This is a genomic window from Sphingomonas endolithica, assembly GCF_025231525.1.
GTDB lineage: Bacteria > Pseudomonadota > Alphaproteobacteria > Sphingomonadales > Sphingomonadaceae > Sphingomonas > Sphingomonas endolithica.
This window is the reverse complement of the sequence record NZ_CP103057.1, coordinates 1559504-1577752: the sequence shown is the minus strand read 5'-3', so window position 1 is coordinate 1577752 and position 18249 is coordinate 1559504. Positions and strand designations below refer to the sequence as shown.

Annotated in this window: 18 protein-coding genes; 9 read left to right on the top strand and 9 right to left on the bottom strand. The window is 67.0% G+C overall.

What is annotated here, in order from left to right; genetic code table 11:
- From NV382_RS07455 to NV382_RS07445, 3 genes are all read right to left on the bottom strand, one after another.
- Positions 1 to 744, bottom strand: a complete 744-nt coding sequence (locus NV382_RS07455) for a sugar transferase (protein WP_260599876.1) — start codon at positions 742 to 744, stop codon at positions 1 to 3.
- Between the two features lie 81 nt (positions 745 to 825).
- Complete coding sequence (locus NV382_RS07450) at positions 826 to 2004, bottom strand: polysaccharide deacetylase family protein (RefSeq protein ID WP_260599875.1); 1179 nt, start codon at positions 2002 to 2004, stop codon at positions 826 to 828.
- Positions 2001 to 3017, bottom strand: coding sequence for a GNAT family N-acetyltransferase (locus tag NV382_RS07445; protein WP_260599874.1), 1017 nt, complete (start codon positions 3015 to 3017; stop codon positions 2001 to 2003). Before NV382_RS07445 ends, NV382_RS07450 begins: the two co-directional genes overlap by 4 nt.
- A 92-nt stretch (positions 3018 to 3109) precedes the next feature.
- Here NV382_RS07445 and NV382_RS07440 point away from each other — a divergent pair, with 92 nt between their 5' ends.
- The 8 genes from NV382_RS07440 to NV382_RS07405 all read left to right on the top strand — a co-directional run bounded on the left by NV382_RS07440 (position 3110) and on the right by NV382_RS07405 (position 12990).
- Positions 3110 to 4201 carry a lipid II:glycine glycyltransferase FemX gene (locus NV382_RS07440; protein WP_260599873.1) on the top strand — a complete coding sequence of 364 codons (1092 nt, stop codon included), beginning with the start codon at positions 3110 to 3112 and terminating at the stop codon, positions 4199 to 4201.
- Positions 4191 to 4874, top strand: coding sequence for a hypothetical protein (locus NV382_RS07435; protein WP_260599872.1), 684 nt, complete (start codon positions 4191 to 4193; stop codon positions 4872 to 4874). The genes NV382_RS07440 and NV382_RS07435 overlap by 11 nt, the downstream gene beginning before the upstream one ends.
- Positions 4874 to 6484, top strand: a complete 1611-nt coding sequence (locus NV382_RS07430) for a lipid II flippase MurJ (RefSeq protein ID WP_260599871.1) — start codon at positions 4874 to 4876, stop codon at positions 6482 to 6484. Before NV382_RS07435 ends, NV382_RS07430 begins: the two co-directional genes overlap by 1 nt.
- Positions 6481 to 7575: a glycosyltransferase gene (locus NV382_RS07425; RefSeq protein WP_260599870.1), complete on the top strand. Its 1095-nt coding sequence runs from the start codon at positions 6481 to 6483 to the stop codon at positions 7573 to 7575. Before NV382_RS07430 ends, NV382_RS07425 begins: the two co-directional genes overlap by 4 nt.
- Positions 7576 to 7651: 76 nt before the next feature.
- Complete coding sequence (locus NV382_RS07420) at positions 7652 to 8419, top strand: polysaccharide biosynthesis/export family protein (RefSeq protein ID WP_260599869.1); 768 nt, start codon at positions 7652 to 7654, stop codon at positions 8417 to 8419.
- 8 nt (positions 8420 to 8427) lie between these two features.
- Entirely contained in the window at positions 8428 to 10467 is a 2040-nt protein-coding gene (locus NV382_RS07415; RefSeq protein WP_260599868.1) for a GumC domain-containing protein, read from the top strand.
- Positions 10445 to 11761 carry an O-antigen ligase family protein gene (locus NV382_RS07410; protein ID WP_260599867.1) on the top strand — a complete coding sequence of 439 codons (1317 nt, stop codon included), beginning with the start codon at positions 10445 to 10447 and terminating at the stop codon, positions 11759 to 11761. The genes NV382_RS07415 and NV382_RS07410 overlap by 23 nt, the downstream gene beginning before the upstream one ends.
- The gene (locus tag NV382_RS07405; RefSeq protein ID WP_260599866.1) at positions 11758 to 12990 is read left to right on the top strand and encodes a glycosyltransferase family 4 protein; all 1233 of its coding nucleotides are present in this window, start codon (positions 11758 to 11760) and stop codon (positions 12988 to 12990) included. The genes NV382_RS07410 and NV382_RS07405 overlap by 4 nt, the downstream gene beginning before the upstream one ends.
- Before the next feature lie 130 nt (positions 12991 to 13120).
- Here the strand turns inward: NV382_RS07405 and NV382_RS07400 are convergent, their stop codons facing one another.
- The 6 genes from NV382_RS07400 to NV382_RS07375 form a co-directional block, all read right to left on the bottom strand.
- Positions 13121 to 14020 (bottom strand): cupin-like domain-containing protein, encoded by a 900-nt coding sequence (locus NV382_RS07400; RefSeq protein WP_260599865.1) that lies wholly within the window; start codon positions 14018 to 14020, stop codon positions 13121 to 13123.
- A 37-nt stretch (positions 14021 to 14057) separates the two neighbouring features.
- On the bottom strand, positions 14058 to 15215 hold the full coding sequence (locus NV382_RS07395) for a GNAT family N-acetyltransferase (RefSeq protein WP_260599864.1): 1158 nt from the start codon (positions 15213 to 15215) through the stop codon (positions 14058 to 14060).
- Between the two features lie 214 nt (positions 15216 to 15429).
- Entirely contained in the window at positions 15430 to 16374 is a 945-nt protein-coding gene (locus tag NV382_RS07390) for an alpha/beta fold hydrolase (RefSeq protein ID WP_260599863.1), read from the bottom strand.
- Positions 16371 to 16580 (bottom strand): helix-turn-helix transcriptional regulator, encoded by a 210-nt coding sequence (locus NV382_RS07385; protein WP_260599862.1) that lies wholly within the window; start codon positions 16578 to 16580, stop codon positions 16371 to 16373. Before NV382_RS07385 ends, NV382_RS07390 begins: the two co-directional genes overlap by 4 nt.
- On the bottom strand, positions 16577 to 16999 hold the full coding sequence (locus tag NV382_RS07380) for a hypothetical protein (protein ID WP_260599861.1): 423 nt from the start codon (positions 16997 to 16999) through the stop codon (positions 16577 to 16579). Before NV382_RS07380 ends, NV382_RS07385 begins: the two co-directional genes overlap by 4 nt.
- Positions 16996 to 17397: a hypothetical protein gene (locus NV382_RS07375; protein WP_260599860.1), complete on the bottom strand. Its 402-nt coding sequence runs from the start codon at positions 17395 to 17397 to the stop codon at positions 16996 to 16998. Before NV382_RS07375 ends, NV382_RS07380 begins: the two co-directional genes overlap by 4 nt.
- Before the next feature lie 149 nt (positions 17398 to 17546).
- On the opposite strand from NV382_RS07375, the gene NV382_RS07370 reads away from it, so the two are divergent.
- On the top strand, positions 17547 to 17993 hold the full coding sequence (locus tag NV382_RS07370) for a hypothetical protein (RefSeq protein ID WP_260599859.1): 447 nt from the start codon (positions 17547 to 17549) through the stop codon (positions 17991 to 17993).
- Positions 17994 to 18249 lie beyond the last annotated feature (256 nt).

Here is an 18249-nt window from a genome sequence, read left to right as displayed (position 1 = left end):
CTAGTGCGCTCCGTCGGCCTTGGTCACGGCCGACACGGTCTTGATCATCAGCGACAGATCCTGCTGCGGCGAGAGCGAGCGGATATAGGCGATGTCCATCTCGCTGCGTTCGTCGAAGCCGATATTGGCACGACCCGACACCTGCCACAGGCCGGTCAGCCCCGGGCGGGCGGCGAGCCGCGGCAGATGATGCATCTTGTAGGTCGAGGCATCGAACGAGGTCGGGCGCGGACCGACGAACGACATCTCGCCGCGCACGATGTTCCACAAATTGGGCAGTTCATCCAGGCTGGTCTTGCGCAGGAAGCGGCCGATACGAGTGACGCGCGGATCGTCGATCAGCTTGAAATCCGGCGATTCGGGGCCGTGTACGTTCTGCGCGCGCAGGGCCTCTTTCATCGCCTCGGCATTCGGCACCATCGTGCGGAACTTGAACAAGGGAAAGCGTCGTCCGAGATAGCCGGTGCGCTGCTGGACGAAGAATATCGGGCCACCGTCGGCAAGCTTGATCAGGATCGCGATCGGGATCAGCAGCGGGAGCAGCACCAGGATGGCGACGAGCGCAAGCGCGCGATCGACCCGCGGCTTCAATCGCCGGGCATAATTGTGGTTGCTGAATTCCAGGAACAGCGGGACGCCGCGCATGTCGCATTCGTAGCGCACGCGCCGCGGCATGTCCGACCGGCGCTCGGGCGGCGGGAAGCTTGCAGGCGACGGGTTCTGGTCTGGTTCGGACTCAGCCACGCTCGGCCTCCACGGATGAATGGTGAAGATCGCCTACAGCATTCGGGCGCCGGGCAAAGGCAAGAAGATGGTTATCGGCGATCACGCGGCATGCCTGAGCCGTGACACGATCCGCCGGAGGAAGTTCATCGGGCCGATCACCAGATACCAATAGTGATTGCCCTGGGCCAGGCAGACCGCAGCGCGCAGGTGCAGCGCCTCCAGCGCGCCGATGCGGATGCCGATCGCCCGGTCGCCCATATGGATGCGCGAGATGACATGGGGTGGCTCATCGGCCGTGTTGCGACCGCGGCCGCCGGTCGTCGCCAGGTAGCCGAGGTCGGCGGCGATGCGGCGTCCCTCCGGCCCCACGGCATTCTCCGGCCAGCAAAAGATTTGCGGCAGGTGGCTGATGCGGTCGCTTAAATCGGTGCGGCAGCGCGCCAGGTCGCGCGTAATACGTGCTTCCATCGCCAGCATTTCCTCACGCTGCCCGTCGCGCCATTGCGGCGCCGCCAGTGCCAGCGCGGATTCGGGCACCGGCGACCCGATCGGCACGGCGGGCGGTTCAGCGTGGCGGAACCAGTCGTGCTTCGGGCCGGGGGTCGCCGCCCATTGCAGCCAGGCGAGTTCGCGCCAATTATCCGCCGTCACGCGCCCGACGATGCGATCAGAGACCGGCACGCGGGCATGATCGACCCCGTGCGGCTCGACCTCGAGCAAGGGTATGTCTTCGATCGCGCGGAGTTCGGCCCAATTCATATAGCCGCTGTCGTCACCATCAGGCGGGCGCACCGTGTCGCCCGGTTCGACGAAATCGAGCGAGGCGAAGAAGGTGCCGGCGAAACCATGACGCCGCAGCGCCGGCACCGCATGCAGCCAATTGTCGCGGTAACCATCGTCGAAATGCAGCAGCACCGTCCTGTAAGGCAGCGTATCGCCCGCGAGCCGCGTCGCGACATAATTGCGCGTGCCGATGACGTTGCACTTCATTCGTCGCAAGGTCGCCAGGTGCCGCTCGAACGTGTCGGGGTGAACCGCAATCTCCTGCGCCCAGGGCAGCCAGGAGGGGTTGGGGCTGACCGAGTGATAGGTCAGCACCGGCACGCCGGCGGCGCCGATCATGCGGCGGTGCGCGACGGCCAACCCTATTGCGATAATGACCAATGCGGCGATTGGGCTGCCCGCAACGCGCCAGACGACGAGCGCCAGCACGGCGGAACATCCGACGATGCCCGCCCATTGCGCGACTCGGCGGCGGCGTTCCTGCTTGCGGGTCATGCCGCGATCGTCCGCGGCTTGCGCCAGCGGTCGTGCAGCAGCTTGGCGCTGTGTCGCGCGCGTTGATACAGGTGCAACAGGCGTCCCCGCCAGCTGCGGCCGAACAGGGTGATGCGGTAGAGCGTGTCGATCCGGTCGGAGAAGCGCAACTTGTAGGCCGCCGGCGTCATACCGTTGCCGAGCTTGTCGTACCAGGCGATGTCCGGGTCGGCGCAGCAATGACGGATGTTGAGCGTGGCCAGCACATGACCGATCGACAGCTGTTCGAACGCCTCGTCATAGCCAACCTTGAGCAGGAACAGGCGATCGCCACCGGTCACGCCATATTCGAACGCGACGATGCGCCCCTCATGCCGCAGTACGGCGAGGCGCAGCACGCCCGCCGCCGCGGCTTCCCGTGCCAGGCTGGTGTAGAACAAGGTGTCCGCGGCATTGTCGAGGATTGCGGTGCCCTCCCGGCCCTTCCAGCCCGATTGTTCGACGGCCAGGCATTCGTCGAGCAGGGCGTCTAGACGATCGCGCCCGTCCAGCACCTCGAACTGCATGCTCATGTCGCCGACCAGCATCCGTTCGAGCTTTGCCCAGCGCGCGCGCGCGCGCTTGCTGCGCGCGGCGAGCCAGTCGCCATAGGGACCGCGGCAGTCGGCGACAGGCGCCGCCGCCTGCGGCAAGATGGTCACGTGGCGCGGGTCCCACGTTCGGGCGGCCTCCAGCAGGCGGGAGCCTTCGGGGACATATTCCAGCGTCACCATGTCGGGGCGGTCGGCGAGCAGTCGCGCCGGCAGATCTTGGTCCAGCGGGCCGGCGCCGGCCACGTCCAGCCGGGGGCTGTGCACGTTGGTCTGGCTGCGGCGATGCCGATAGGCGATGGGGCCGAGCCGCGCGCGCTCGTCGAGCAAGGGCAGGCCGGCAATCGCCAGCGGCCGTGCCCCGCGCCCGAGATAGGCTGCCCGCCATGGATCGTACCAGCCACGCCCGAGATGAAAGTCGTCGATGCGTGCCACCCCCGGCATGTTTAATCTCTCCGCAACGGCCTTCGTCTATGGACCGCCTACCGCCCGAAGGGAAATATTCGGTGAATTCGCTGGAACGACCTGCCACCCCCATGACGATGACTTCGCTTTTGGCCACGACGCTCGATGCTGTCGGAACGGCGCAGTTCGATGCGTTCATGCGCGGCAGCCCGTTTGCCGCCTATCAGCAGGACCGGGCCTGGGCCGAGCTGGCGCCGCGCACCGGCGTGCAGGATTACCTGTACTTCACCATGCAGCGGGACGGCGCGCTGATCGGTGCCGCGGTGATCCGGCGCACGCGGCTGGCGCCGGGAACCTGGCTCGGCACCGTGCAGCGCGGGCCGGTGGTGCATGCGGCGGCGGCGATGGAGACGGTGCTGCGCGCGCTGATCGACACGGCGCGCGACGCGGGTTGCTGTTCGTTGCAATTGTCGCCGCGCGTGCGCGGGCGCGACATGCCGATCATGGCCGAGGCGATGCGCGCCACCGGCTTCGTGCCGCTGCCCGAGGCGCGCCAGCCGCTGCACAGCACGACCGGTATCGTCTGGCTGGACAAGCCGGAAGAGGCCGTGCTCGCCGGCTTCAAGCAGCGCGGGCGGCGGCAGTTGAAGGCGGCGGAAAAGGCCGGCGTCAGCGTCCGGATGGCAACGACGCCGGATGACGTCGCCAGCTACCAGCGCATCCTCGACGACTTCCGCGCGGCGAAGCGCGACTATGACATGGGCGGGCTGCTCGGTGCCCCTGCGCAGGCGGCACTGATCGCGCAATTGGGCGGGGCGATGCTGCTCGCCGAACTGGATGGCCAGGTAATCGGCGGCCATGCCTTTGTGCGGCAGGGCGACGAGGCGATTTGGCTGTCGCTTGCCACCTCCAGCGACCTGCCGGCAATCCCACGTTCTTATCCATTGCTGTGGGAGGGGATGCGCGCAGCGCGTACGCTTGGCTGTATCGGCTACGATCTGGCCGGCATGGCGCTGGGCGAGCCGCGCGATGAAGGCGAGGCGAACCGCATGCAGTTCAAGAACGCCTTCGCCCCGACCAGGCGGATCATGCCGCCGATGCAGGTCGCCGCCTTGAAGCCATTGCGGCACGCGGTGTTCTTCGGCGCGCGCCAGCTCTACCGCGATTCGGCGCTGCGCAAGCGTGTCGCGGCATGGCGCGGTGGCGACCGCCGTGCCGGCTGAGGTCGCGGCCCCCCGATCGGGCCGCATGGCGCGGATCGTGGAGCGGTTGCGCGATCGCGGCGTGGTAGCGACGCTGCGCAAGGCGTTCGCCGACAAGGTATTCCGCCACAGCACCAGCGTGATGATCGAGTTGCGCCCGGAATGGCACCAGCCGGGACGGAACGAGATCCGACCCGACTGGCTGAGCTTTGCTGTCGCCCGTCAGCCTGCCGACCTCCCGCCGTTGTGCGACTGGATGGCGTGGCGGCGGGGGGATTTCCGCGACATGCTGAACGAGGGCAAGGTCGGTATCCTCGCGCTGCGCGACGGCATGGCGGTCGGCTGCGCCTGGTTTTCGCTGAGCGATCACCGTGACACCAGATCGCGTGAATTCTACGCCGTGGGCCCGAACGAGGCCTATCATTATTGCTGGATGATCGATCCCGCGCTCAGGCGGAGCAACATCGCGCTGCCGTTCGGCCGCTTCATGTTGAAGACGCTAAGCGAGATGGGCATCGGCCGCCGCTTCGGCCTGGTGGACCGCGCCAACCGCACGTCCTACGTATTGCAGGCCCGCTTCGGCTATCGCGAATGCGGCATCAAGGTGATGCATTACGTGATCTTCGGCAGCCGCTGGACTCGCATCGCACGCTATCAGGGCGTGCTCGGCCCGCTCGCGCGCGCGGCGCGCTGATGGCGAGCAAGGCCGCGCCATCGCGCCCCGGCAAGGGGCGTTCCACCGCATCGCTCGCACGCTCGACGCTGCTGGTCGCGGGGGTGCGCGGCGCCGATTTCCTGCTCAGCTTCCTCGTCTCGGTGCTGCTCGCCAATCGCTTCGGCGCCAGTGGGCAACTCGACGCCTTCTTCCTCGCGCGCCGCACCACGGTCGGCTTTGCCGATACGATTCGTCGGATGGTGGCGCAGGTGGTGATGCCGACGATCATCGCGCGCGGCGACGCCGGGCAGCCGCTGTCGATTCACGGCCTGCCGACCAGGATCTACTGGTTCGTCGGCGCCTTCGCCGCGCTGACGCTGGCGGGCACCTTCATCCCTTCCGCACTCGTCACCGCCTTCGCGCCGGGCTTCACCGGAGAGCGCCATGCGCTGACCGCGACGATGATGGCGATTATGATGCCGTTGCTGCCGATCGCGGTGGTCGCCTCGCTGCTGGTCGCAGTGCTGCAGGCGAACCGGAAATTCCTGCTGAGCGAGGGGACCAACATCATCCAGCGTGGGCTGCTGGTGCTGGTGCTGGCCGTCGCGGTGCCGCCGCTCGGCATCATCGCCGGCGCCTGGACGATGCTGGCCAGCGGCGTGATCGGCGTGCTGATCCTGCTGGCCGGCGCGTGGAGCATCGTCCGCCGCCGCCCAGAGGCGTTGCTCGGCGACAAGGCGCCGGCCGCCGCGGCAGGGCTCGGCGGCGGGGTTGCGGCGGCGATCGTGCTCAACGTCTATTTCCAGGCATCGTCGCTGATGGATTTCGCCGTGGCCTCGATGGTGCCCGAAGGCGGCGTCGCGGCGCTGGAATATGGCGCGCGGCTGGTGTCGCTGGTGCCGGGCCTCGTCATGTCGAGCCTGTATACCGTGCTATACCCGGAACTGGTGCGGGCGATGCAGGATCCAGATCCGGCGCAGGCGTCGGCCGGGCTGGCGCGGTTCCAGCGCGTGGGCTTCTTCGCGCAATTGCCGGTATCGATCGGCATGATGCTGGGCGCGGAGCTGATGGTGCGCATCCTGTTCGGGCACGGCGCGTTCGACGAGCGCAGCATCCTGCTCGCCGCCGGCACGACCGCGGGCTATGCCGCGGCACAGATTTTCCTCGCGCCGATGAGCGCCACGACATCGGCCATCTATGCCGATCCACGCGCATCGTGCCTGCGCGATCTGTCGATCATCGCGGTCGGCGGCCTGGTGATGCGGGCGGCGATGCTGGCGATCGGTGCGCCCTTGTGGGGGGCGACGGGCATTGCCTGGGCGGCGGCGGCGGCGACGCTCGGCACGTTCGTGCTGGCGCAATGGATCGCCACGCGTCGTTTTGTTCATTTCGACATGACGGCGCAGGCACGGGATTTCGCGCGGAGCGGTTTATGTGCCGGGATCGCAGCGGCGGCGGGATATGCGCTGTTGCGCTTGGGGCCGCAGCCGGAGGGTGTCGTCGGCTGGCTGGCGATGCTGATCGCGCTGGGGGCGACCGTGATCGCGGTATTCGTCGGCGCGGCACTGGCGCTGCGCGTGCCGGAGGTGGCGAGCGCGCATGCGCTGGCGCGCGCGGCGATCGGGCGCAGGTTCGGCGCCAAAAGGTGATCCGGGTCGGCTTCCTGCTGCCGCATTTCCGCGCCGGCGGGGCCGAGCGCGTGGTGCTCCACTGGATCGGCGCGCTGGATCGTACGCGGTATCAGCCGTTACTGTTCCTGAAGAAGGTCGAGGGCGAGTTTCTCGATCACCTGCCTGCCGACGTCACGCCGATCGCGCTCGGCGCCGGACGCGCGTTGCGGCTGCCGCGGCACATCGCCAAGGCACTCCGCGTGCACGACATCGATGTGGCGTACAGCGCGACCAACGCAATGAACCTGGCGCTGCTCGCAGCGCGCGCCGGCCAGACCGCGCGGATCGTCTCCGAACATACCCCGCCGGATGCCTATCTCTCCGAAGCCAAGCTGCGTCCGCTGCGTCGCGCGGCGATGCGGTATCTCTATCCACGCGCGGATGCGGTGGCGGTGCCGACCGACCGGATCGGGATGGCACTGTCAGTGTCGATGACGCGACCGATCACCACCATCACGCTGCCGAATCCGGTCATCGACACCGTCACCACGATTTCGACGCTGCGCCAATCGCACTCCGTGCCGCAACTCGTCTCCGCCGGCCGCCTGGTCGCGGCCAAGGCGTATGACGTGCTGATCCAGGCCTGCCATCGGTTAGTGGGGCAGGGCATGTCCTTTCATCTGACCATTCACGGCGACGGCCCGTTGCGGCAGGAACTGCAATCCCTGATCGCGGCCTTGGGGTTGGCCGATCGCATCACCCTTGCCGGCCACAGCGATCGCCTCGCCGAAGCGATCGCCGCCGCCGACCTCTTCGTTCTCGCCTCGCGTCGCGAAGGGTTCGGCAATGTGGTGATCGAGGCGATGGCGGTGGGCACGCCCGTGCTGGCGACGACCGGCGGCGGGCCGGAGACGATCATCCGGCACGGCGACAACGGTTTCCTGGTGCCGCCGGAGGATGCGGACATGCTCGCCGCGGCGCTGGCCGGGCTGATCGCCGACCCGGCACGGCGCGACGCCGTGCGCCATGCGGCCGCCGATACGGCGCACGGCTTCGGCATCGCCGCATCGACGCGGCGGTTCGAGGCATTGGTGGACCGGCTCGCCAACACGCGGTCAATGACGGCTTAAGAGTAAAGTTACGCGTGCGTGTAATATAGGCGCAAAGGGGCGTCCTGACGGCGCCGTCGATCAGTTCGGGACGATCATGCTGCGGTTTCTGACGTATTCCATTACCCGCGGCTTGACGCTGACCAGTCTGGCGGTGATTACCGCCTGCGCCGGGCCGCTCAATTATGCGCCCGCGCCCGAGATCGCGCTGGAACGCCCCTCGCTGGATCTCGCGCGCGAGGTGAACCGCAAGATCGAGGATCATCTGGCGCTGGAAGGCGATTTCCACCCCAACGATCTGGTTCGACTGAGCTTCCCGTACTTCCCGCTGCTGCAGAGCGACCAGCGCGTGCAGCTGTCGGGCATGATCAGCCCGCCGCTGCTCCCGCCGATCCAGACCAAGGGACTGACGGCCACGCAATTGCAGAGCCGGCTGACCGCGCTCTACCGCGCCAAGCTGAAACAGCCGGCGGTGGCAATATCGGTGCTGGAATATAACCGGCCGCCGCCGGCGCCCGAAATCTTCGTGCTGGGCGAAGTCGCCAAGCCCGGTGCCTTTCCCTATCGCGACGGAATCAACGTGTTCGAAGGGCTGGCGCGATCGGGCGGCGGCACTCGCGATGCCGATCTCAGCCGCGTCGTCATGCTCGCCCCCGATGGCGACCGGATGCTCGCGCGGATGGTCGATCTGCGCGCGGTGTTGAAGGGTGACAGCGCGACGCTCGGCTATCTCAGCCCGTTCAGCATCCTGATCGTGCCGCCCACCACGATCGCGCGCGATGCCGATCGCTCACGGCAGATCCGCGCGATCATCGGCTTCAATGGCGTGAACCTGGGATCCGCCGTTACCTTGATCTCGCCCTGAGGCCCGTGATGCTGGGGCAACAATATCTGCGCGTCGTGGCGTCGCGCTGGCGGCTGGTGCTCGGGCTGGTGCTCGGCTGCACCTTGGCGGCTTGGCTGTTCAGCGCGCTGGTGCTGGCGCAGAAGCCGACGTTCGAAAGCGCGGCGCGGCTGAACATCGTGCCGACGGCGGAGGAGCTGGGCTACGCCAATCGCTTCGTGCGCGGATCGACCTTCGATGGCGGCGCCGTGCTGCTGCAGACCTATGCCGAGTTCGCGCACACGCAGCCGATCGTCGCGCCTATCGTCGACCGCTATATCGCCGAGCAGGCGGCACGCGGCGGGCAGAGCGTGCCGGCGTGGGTCGCGGCGCATTCCGTGCCGCCGGCCTTTTCGCCCGGCCGCATCGTCGCCGAGCTCAATTACGGCGAGGCGCCGCGCGTGCCGCTCAGGCAGGACCTGATCGACACCGTCATCAAGAACACCAAGATCGAATCGGTCGAGGGCACGTATCTGCTGCGCATCGGCGTCGAGTGGGACGATCCGCAATCCGCCGCCTGGTTCGCCAATGCGCTGGCCGATGCGATCGTCGCGCGCGCGGAAACCATGTCGCGCAGTTCGGGCGCGCAGATCGCAGGATCGCTCGAGAGCCGCCTGCTGGCCAAGCAGGCTGCGCTCGCCGACGTGCTGCGCCGCTCGCGCGAGTTGAAATCGTCGATCGGCGTGGTCGATGTCGATCGCCAGAAGCAGGCGCTGCTGGAGGCGCAGATGGCGGAGCAATCGCGGCTGACCAGCGACCGGGCCGATCTGCAATCGAGCGAGAGCCAGGTCGCCGGGCTGCGCCGCCAGGCGGATGGCAAGCTGTCCTCCGCGCAAGGCATACTGGAACAGACGCTGGCGGTCGAAGCCCCCAAGGCATCGGGGCTGAAGCAGGGCATTGCCGTGCGCGAAGGCCGGGTCGGGCAGATCGGCGCGCAGATCGCGGTGCTGGGCAAGAACGAGATCGCGATCAAGACACTCGACGATCAAGCGACCGCGCTGCAGACCGAAGTGGCGGCCCTGACCGAGCGGGTAAGCTTCAGCCAGACCGAGAATCTTGCCAATGCGCCCCGCATCCAGCTGATCGAACGCGCGACCCCGCCGCTGGTGCGCAGCTCGCCCAAGATCCTGTTCAACACCGTGCTCGGCTTCATTGCCGGCTGTGCGCTGGCGGGGTGCGCGTTGCTGCTGCTGGGGGCAGCGCCGGTGCGGCGTGGGGAAGAGTGGGGCGACGAGAGCTTCGCCGATGACGCGGGAGTGCCGATCTCGCATGGGGAAGCGGTTCGTCCGGGGGACGCCTCAACGCAGCCTTATGCGCCAGCTTCGCCGGAGCCACGGCCAGGACTGCGGCAATGGGGTACAGCGGGACGTGACATGGTGCGGCGCTCGTTCGGCGCAGTGGGCGGCCTTGCGGTCAAGGCAAACGCGTCGTCCGAGGAGCAGCCGTTCGACCAGCCTGAGCCGCAGGCGCAGCCGTTGCGTATCGTGCCGAGCGATCCGGCTGCCACCGTCCGGCAACCGGTCGAAGCGCCCGCGCCGGCAATCGTCGTCGCGCCACAGCCCGCGCGCCTGTTCCCCAACGTGCTGCCGCGTCCGGTGGATGGTGCCACCTACCGGCCGGAGGAAGTCGCCTCGCACGGCCGGCGCATCGCGCACTGGCTGGCGAATGATCTGGCGATCGACGCGCCGTTGCTCGTCGTGGCCACCGCTGCCGATCGCGACGCGCGGCAAGTCTATCAGCTGATCCACGATTATCTGAAGCAGCAGGGCCGGCGCGTCCGCACGCTCGATGCCACGCGGCAACGCGGGGCGGAACGCATGCGAGACGATCGCAAGCCGTTGTTCTACGCCGGCGGCCTGGACGATAGTGGCACGCTCACTGCGCTGCGCGACGTTGAGGCCGATGTCGCCATCGTGCTCGTCGCCGCCGCGGTGCCAGGCAGCGACGTGATCGCCACGCTTGGCAGCGAGAGCGCGCGCATCGCCGCCGTGGCAGACAGGCTGCCTTATGCGCTCGCCATCAGCGGTTAGTTCCGGCGCGGCTCCGGCACTCGCGGCGCTCGACGGGGATCGTCTTCGCATCGTCGCGGTTGCGTTCCTGATCGGCTTCGGCGTGTTCGTGCAGCTCGACGCCGTGGCGAACCGGCTCTCGGCGGGATCACCGGTCTCGCTGATCGAGTTCAGCCTGGGTGGGCTGGTCGCGGCAACGATGCTGGTATTGTCCACGCCCGACCCGCGGCCGCCCAAGGCCTTGGGGCAGGAGGGCGTCCGGCTGATCCTGTTGCTGTTGTGCTGGGTGGTGTTCGCCTGGACGCTGTCGCGTTTCCGCGCCGAGGGTCTTGGCTATCTGGTCAAGCTCGCCACCGCCGTCGTACCTGCTTTGTGTTTGATCACGATCGCAGACCGCGCCGCGCATTTGCGCGCACTGATATGGGCGATCATCCTCGCTGGCGCGTTCGCGGCAGCGGTGGTGCTGATCGAAACCCGCACGCACACGCGACTGTTCGCCACCGCGCTTGCCGCCACCACTGCCGATTTCGATGGGGTGGCGCGCTCGTCGGGTGGATCGGACCAGAACCCGACCACGGCGGCACAGATGCTGCTGGTCAGCACCACGCTGGCGATCGGCCTGCTGTTCTCGGGCGAGCGCCGCGGCCGGTGGCTGCTGTGCGGGATCGCCGCGCTTGGCAGCGCGGGGCTGGCGCTGATGTCGGCGCGCAGCGCGATCCTCGGGCTCGGTGCGGGGCTGGCGCTCGTTGTGTTCGCGTTTCGCGGCAAAAGCTACTTTCCGGCCATCCTGTTCGCCGCAGTGGTGGCCGGCGCCATCGGCATCCTGTTCGCACCGCCGACGCTGATCGCGCGCTTCACCGCGATCGGCGATTTCGGGCAGGATCAGACTCTGTACCGCCGCATCACGTATCTGCGGATCGGCGGCGACCTCCTGCGTGGCTCACCGGTCTGGGGGGTCGGGCCAGGCAATTTTCCATCTTATTACGTGCAGGACGCCTATCGCTATATGCCCGGTCGCGAACTGTATCCGCGCGAGTTGCACAACACCTATCTCGATACGGCGGTGGAATATGGCTTGGTCGGCTTCGCGATCTTTGCCGCCATCGTCGGGCATGCGCTGCTGGCGGCACGGCGGGGTTTTGCGGGTGATGCGTCGTCGCCCCTGGCGCGGACCAGTTTTGCGGTGGCGGTGGCGCTCGCGGCCTTGCTGGTCGCGTGCTTCTTCATGCCGCACAAGGACATGCGCTACCTGTGGCTGCTGATCGCGCTGGCGATCCAGTGCGGACGGTTGCGCGCTGCGGAAGGCCCAAGATGAAGCTCGCGGTCATCGTCACCGAATATCCCAAGTTCACCGAGACGTTCATCTATCGCGACCTGGTGAAGTTCGCCGAGCTGGGCGCCGAAATCCGCCTATACCATCTGGCGCCGTACCGCGTGGGTCAGACGCTGCATGGCTTTGCCGAGCCGACCGGCGCCTGGGCGCACTATATCGGCTTTGCCGGTCGGCCGGCCTGGGGCGCCGCGTTCCGCGCGCTGCGCCATCCCGTCCGGCTCGCGCGTGCCGTGGGCGAGGTGATTGCCGCCTATGCTGCGCTGCCCAAGATCGGTCTGAAATCGCTGGTCATGCTGCCCAAGGCGCTGGCCATTGCCGAGGATGCCCGCACCTGGGGGGCGACGCACGTCCATGCCGAATTCGCCGGCCATCCGGCCACCGCGGCGTGGTTCGGGCATCGGCTGGGCGGGCTGCCTTATTCGGTCAGCTGCCGCGCGCACGACATCTTCCGGACGCAACGCCTGCTTGCCGCCAAGCTCGGCGAGGCGGCGGCGGTCCGCACGGTCAGCGAATTCGGCCGCACCTTCCTGCGTGAGCGGGTCGCCGGCATGAGCGATCGGCGAATCGAGGTGATCCATTCAAGCGTGGACGTGGTCGCGATCGCGCCGGTCGAAAGCGTGCCGTCGGTCGCGCCGTTCCGTATTCTCTATGTCGGCGCGCTCGAACCCAAGAAGGGAGTCGAACATCTGCTGCAGGCGCTGGCGCTGGTCGGACCGTCGCTGGGTGATTGGCGCTGCGATCTGATCGGTCACGGTCCCAGCGCCGAATCGCTGCGCACGGCCGCCGAACGGCTGGGCCTGTCCTATCGGGTGCGGTTCTGCGGCATGCAGCCGTTCGAACGCGTCGCCGCGGCGTATGCCGAGGCAAGCGTGTGCGTTGCGCCGAGCATCATCGGCCCCAATGGCCGGCAGGAAGGCATCCCCAACGTCATGATCGAGGCGCTGGCCTATCAGCGCCCGGCGATCACCACCAATATTTCGGGGATCCCGGAGCTGATCCGGGATGGCGGCACCGGGCTGCTGGTGCCGCAAGCCGATGCGGCGGCGCTGGCGACGGCCCTCAAGCGCGTGTTCGATGATCCGGCGGCGGCCCTCGCGATGGCCAGGCGCGGGCGTGCGCATGTCGCGGCGGAGTTCGACCTGGGGATGAATGCGCGGCGCCAGCTTGGCCTGTTCGGGATGCCTAGCGCCTCAGGCGCACCATCTCGCTAGAACTACGTCACCCCAGTTCGTGCTGAGCTTGTCGAGGCACGTGAGGCTAGCGGATCGTCCGGTACACGCCCTTCGACAAGCTCAGCACGAGCGGAGGAGCGCGATACCCTCCGGTAGGAAGTGCTGCGCTTTAGTAAGCGGCTCGATCGCGGTCACGGCCGAGCAGGCGGCGCGCTAGCCCGGTGACGTTCTTGCTCATCCGGTGACCCGCCACCTTGGCCGCATCAACCATCGGATGCGCACCCGGCCGCGCCGGACTCACCCCGAAGCGCCGCAGGCCGCGGTTGACGCGGTGCAGCCGGGCATCGGCATCGCTGGTTGCCGACCGCCAGGTGATACTGAACGAGATCGACGGCACCGGCCCATTCTGCACCCAGTGCGGTGCCTTGACCGGCACGTACACCGCCATGCCGGGATCCAGGACGAACGAACGCGATACCGCATCGAACGCCGGATCGAAGCGCATGTTGCGATGCTGCCCGCCATGGTGGAACGCCTCATGCTGTTCCTGCGGCACGATGGTGGCATCGTCGCACGGATAGACCTGCATCGTCTTGCGGCCGGCGATCTGCAGCAGGATGTTGTGTTCGGGATCCATATGGAACGGCGTCACCGAATTGGGCGAGGACAGGAAGATGAACGCCTCGCGCCGTTGATAGGCGCCAGTTCGCGGGGTGACGATCGGGGCGATCTCGGCCAGGCATTGGTCGATCAGCGCGGCATAGTCGGGATCGACATCGACCTTCTTCAGCACCATCCAGCAGCCGTTGGTCGCGATCGTGCGCACGATCTCGGGCGCGGAGAGCGCCGCCTGCGGGATCGCCGCCGGATCCTGATCGACCGACAAATTGCCCAGGCTGTGTTCGACATGATCCGTCGGCAGCCGGCCGGCGAGGGCAGCCAGCGCCTCCAGTGCGAACAGCGGATGATCGTGCAGTGCGTGCGTGACGGGCGCCGCCTGGCCGGGATAGGCATCGGCGAACGGCCCAAGCCGGTCTGCGGTGATCCATTGCCCGGTACGGGCGTGCATCGGCATGTTCATAGCGGCTATTACTATCCGATCGAGCTTAACAATCCGTCGCTACGGGCCTTGCCCGCTTGTCGCGCAGCTTGCGCAGTGTGTCGATCGCGGCGCAGGCCAGCCGCGACGACCAGCGATCAAACGGCACGGCGAGCGAGACGATGGGCAGGCGATCCGCCCAGATGCGATCGATCATCGGGTGGTTGGGCCGCGCGCAACTGTCGACCCGCGCCAGCCGCCGCGTGTCGAGCGCATAGTCGAGATAGTCCATCTCGATCAGCACGCCGGGCGAGAAAGCGGCATAATCCTCGTCATAGGCGATCTTCAGCTGGAAGGCGGTGTCGCCCGCCTCGATATTCGCCAGCAGCGCGATCGTCCGGCCACCGACCGACAGCCGGCGGAAGTCCAGCCGCCTGCGTTCATGCGCCGCGCGCAGCACAGCGCGGAAGCAGCGTTCCGTCGCCACGTCCGCTGCCGCCGCGACCCCCTCGCGGCCTTTCCACCCGCTCATCTCCAGCCGGAACAACTCGTCGATCCAGGGATCGATCGCGGCAGCCGGCGCCAGTTGGTCGAACACCAGCCCGCCTTGCTCCTCCAGCCGATTGCGCAGCCGCCGCTGTTCCTTCAGCACCTTCTTGCGGATATTGGCGCCGATGTATTCCGCCGAGGATGAGCCGCCGCAGAGCAGCGCGCGCTCGAACGAGCGAGTGACGGTGGCGTGGCGTTTACGCGCGGCGAGAACGTCGTGCAGCGCGCGGGTGGATGGGCTGTCGGCGATCAATGCCGAGAGGCGGAGATAGTGCCCCATGCGCCGTCGCTGGCCGAGGAAGTCGAGTGCCGCCTGCCAGAATGCATGTTCATAGCCCGCACGAACCAGCGGTTCGCCGAGGGCGCGGGCGCGCTGATCCCAATTCTGCACCGCGACGCCGATCCGGCCGCCCCATCCCGCGCGCCGTTGCAGGACGAGCAACCCGGCAAGTCGAGGCGGCGCGGCTGGCGCATCGATCCACGCCATCAGTACCATCGGCCCACCCGCTTCCGGCAACACCGCCGCCGCCCGTGCCAGCCAGGGCTCGTAGAAGATATTGGCGCTGGACGATGCCGCGGCGAGATCGTCCCACGCGACGTCTGCTGCCGCAGGAACGGTGAGCCCGGCGGTCAATTCAATGCGCAGTGCGCCATCTGTATCATCGCCTCGTGCCATCCCGCCCGTCTCGCGCTCCCTGTCGGGAACGGCGCTACCGGCAAATGATTAAAACCCATTGCACGGGCGAGAAGTGGAAGAGGAAGAGTGCAGGTAGAGCCGAAGCGCCGCCGCTGATCTCAGGCGCGTGGTCGTGTTCGTCGCTCATTAAGAGCCCCCCGGTTTCACTACTGGACCGCAAGCCGGGGGGCTCAATGGCGTTCTGCAAATTCGCTCAGCGTTCGTCGGCGAACGCCTGCAGTGCAGCAGCGAATGCTACTGGTTGATCGAGCATGACAAAATGCGCTGCGTCGCCGATCGGCACAAAGGTAGCATTTGCTGCCTTGCCATAGGCGCTGCGATAGAGTGCCTCGGCACGTACTGCAGGGAGTGCGTCCGACCACGGATAGACGATGGTGAGCGGCGTTGTGATGTTCGCCATGTCGGGCCGAAGGTCGGTGGTCAGATCCTCGTACAATGCCTGTCCGGCGACGCGCGGATCGGCAGCGAGCACCCACGCTTTCACCTTGCCGCGCGATGTCGGCTTGAGCGCCAGGCCGTTCGCCGTCGCCTCGGCAGTTGCCGAGTCGGCCGGCTTGCCATAGCTCGCCACCATCCGGTCGCGCATCGTGGCGGCCTGCGGTGCCATCATCTCCACGGTCGCGCCGGGGACAAAGATCTCGCCGACATACGGCAGCGAATCGACGATCATCGCCCGCGCGACATGGTCCGGATGTGCCTTCGTCCACATCAAGGCGACGAGCCCGCCCATGGAATGACCTACGATCGCAGGTCTCGTAATCTTATGCTCGGTCACGAAACGGTCGAGATCGGCGACAATCCCATCGAGCATCCCGGGCTGCAGGTTCTTGCCCGGGGCATCACCGCCAAAGCCATTTACCTGTACCAGATAGACGCGGTGCGTGCGGGCGAGCACGGGCACCACATCGTCCCATACGGCGCGCGCCGAGGAAAGCCCGGGGATCAGGATCACCGGACTGCCCCTGCCGGCGGTGGCAATGGAGATGTGCTCCATCTGCGTCATCACCGGATCGATACGGAGGGCGGAATTGGCATCGGTCGGAGCGGGCGTGGTCTGGCAGTGCGCCGCTGCAGGATGGAGCACGACCAGCAAGGTGAAGGCGGTGGCGAGCAGGCGAGCTTTCAGGTGCGTGATCATTGGCTGGACTCCTTCGATGGCGAGGTGAAGATCTCTTCGATGGCGAGGTCGAACAATTCGGCGATGCGGAAGGCGAGCGGGAGCGAGGGATCGTAGCGTCCGGTCTCGATCGCGTTGACGCTCTGGCGGGAGACGTCGAGCCGCTCGGCGAGGTCGCTTTGGCTCCATTCGCGTTCGGCGCGCAGCACGCGCAGGCGGTTCTTCATGGCGCCTCCTCCCGCCGGTCGGACAGCTTGTCGGCCAAGGCCATCGCTGCTTGAGCCACGCCGAACGCGGCACACCAGAGCGGAAAGGCCAGGAAGGTCGGCGGGCTGCCGATGACGTCGGCGAGTTGCAGGAACCCCCATATTGTCGCGGTGGCGAGGAGCACGCCCAGGCCGACGAGCATCGCGGTGACGAGCCGCGCGCGCAGGAAATCGTCACGCTCCTCGGCCAGATAGAAGCCCATGATCGCGATCACCGCAACCAACGGCATTGCGGGCAGGATGGCGAGCACGACCAGAATGGTGCCGCCCGGACGCCAGCGGTCCACCATTAGGTTCGATGCGAACAGCAGCACGACATAACCGAACATCGCGGGCAGGAAACGCCGGAGGTAGCGGCGTTGAGCGGCGTTGTGCTTCATGCCGACACTCCCGTCATCTTGTTGACGCAGGCGCCCAGGCCCAGGCCTGCGAACCACAGCACCGCGATGTAGAAGGACTCGACATGGCCGACCATGCCGAAGCTTTCGAGAAAGCCCCAGATCGTCGCAACGCTGAGCGCGAAGCCGCTGGCGATCAGCGTCTGGCGCACCATCGTCATGCGGACATATTCGTCCTGTTCTTCGATCAAATAGCGGCCGATGGCGGCGAAGACGCCGACGATCGGCAGGGCCGGCAGGATCGCGACGATCCAGGCGCCGATGCCGTGGATCGCCCGGTGATTGAACAGGTAGCCGGCAGCCAGCAACAGCACGGCGTAAACCACGCTCAGCAGGAGTACGCGGCGATTGTAGCGCCGTGCGGCGGCAGTGCGCACCATTGGTCAAGCCTCCTTGGTAGACTGTGAAGGCAACTTTACAGAGTGTACTTCAATGGTGTCAAGCGACCTTTGCATTGTGACAAGGCTGCTGGTGACGAAAATGGCGGTTGTGCTCGCCAAGGCCTGCGGCGTGGCGCTATAGCGGAGCCATGAAATCACTCCTTGCCTTGTGCCTGCTCCTTGCCGCCTGTTCGCAGAGCACCGGCATGGGGAACGAGGCGGCGATCAACGACACGTACGAAGCGATGACGCCGGGCACGCGGCCGGTGCGGATCGGCGAGGGAGGAGCGTCGTTCGCGGCATGCGCCAATGTCGGACGGGTCGTGAATGTCGGAGGCAACGAGCAGCCATATCTGCCGCTACGCGCCGCGCCATTCCAGGAGGCGGATGAACTTCTGCGACTGTCGAACGATGCCCGCTTGTTGGTGTGCACGCGGTCGATCGACCAACGGTGGCAGGGGGTGGTGGTGCCGCCTGCCGATGCGCCGAACACCGACTGCGGCGTTGCGGCGCCCGTTGCGTCTACACGGGACTATGCCGGGCCATGCCGCAGCGGGTGGGTCGCGAGCGCCTTTGTCAGGCTGATCGCCAACTGAGAGTCGCCCATCACCTTGGTTCCAGCCGCCCCTGTGCACAAGATCTCAGGCACGAGTACGGGGTTTTGCACTCCGCATGCATTCAGTTTGGAAATTCGGGTTTGCAGCAGCGCGTGGATTGGGGCATCGAACCACGATCCATCGTCTTCCTGAACTCAGGTTCGGGATCCATGTGCGGACGCCCGTAACGGGCGGTGCTCCTGGGGCTTTTGGCGGGAATGGATGAAGCCCGTTTGCAGGACGGCTGACGAGAGGA

Bases quoted from the DNA above. Each gene is read 5' to 3' on its own strand.
- NV382_RS07450 (WP_260599875.1), bottom strand. From the start codon at position 2,004: ATGACCCGCAAGCAGGAACGCCGCCGCCGAGTCGCGCAATGGGCGGGC.
- NV382_RS07445 (WP_260599874.1), bottom strand. From the start codon at position 3,017: ATGCCGGGGGTGGCACGCATCGACGACTTTCATCTCGGGCGTGGCTGG.
- NV382_RS07440 (WP_260599873.1), top strand. From the start codon at position 3,110: ATGACGATGACTTCGCTTTTGGCCACGACGCTCGATGCTGTCGGAACG.
- NV382_RS07430 (WP_260599871.1), top strand. From the start codon at position 4,874: ATGGCGAGCAAGGCCGCGCCATCGCGCCCCGGCAAGGGGCGTTCCACC.
- NV382_RS07420 (WP_260599869.1), top strand. From the start codon at position 7,652: ATGCTGCGGTTTCTGACGTATTCCATTACCCGCGGCTTGACGCTGACC.
- NV382_RS07415 (WP_260599868.1), top strand. From the start codon at position 8,428: ATGCTGGGGCAACAATATCTGCGCGTCGTGGCGTCGCGCTGGCGGCTG.
- NV382_RS07410 (WP_260599867.1), top strand. From the start codon at position 10,445: ATGCGCTCGCCATCAGCGGTTAGTTCCGGCGCGGCTCCGGCACTCGCG.
- NV382_RS07405 (WP_260599866.1), top strand. From the start codon at position 11,758: ATGAAGCTCGCGGTCATCGTCACCGAATATCCCAAGTTCACCGAGACG.
- NV382_RS07400 (WP_260599865.1), bottom strand. From the start codon at position 14,020: ATGCACGCCCGTACCGGGCAATGGATCACCGCAGACCGGCTTGGGCCG.
- NV382_RS07395 (WP_260599864.1), bottom strand. From the start codon at position 15,215: ATGGCACGAGGCGATGATACAGATGGCGCACTGCGCATTGAATTGACC.
- NV382_RS07390 (WP_260599863.1), bottom strand. From the start codon at position 16,374: ATGATCACGCACCTGAAAGCTCGCCTGCTCGCCACCGCCTTCACCTTG.
- NV382_RS07385 (WP_260599862.1), bottom strand. From the start codon at position 16,580: ATGAAGAACCGCCTGCGCGTGCTGCGCGCCGAACGCGAATGGAGCCAA.
- NV382_RS07380 (WP_260599861.1), bottom strand. From the start codon at position 16,999: ATGAAGCACAACGCCGCTCAACGCCGCTACCTCCGGCGTTTCCTGCCC.
- NV382_RS07375 (WP_260599860.1), bottom strand. From the start codon at position 17,397: ATGGTGCGCACTGCCGCCGCACGGCGCTACAATCGCCGCGTACTCCTG.
- NV382_RS07370 (WP_260599859.1), top strand. From the start codon at position 17,547: ATGAAATCACTCCTTGCCTTGTGCCTGCTCCTTGCCGCCTGTTCGCAG.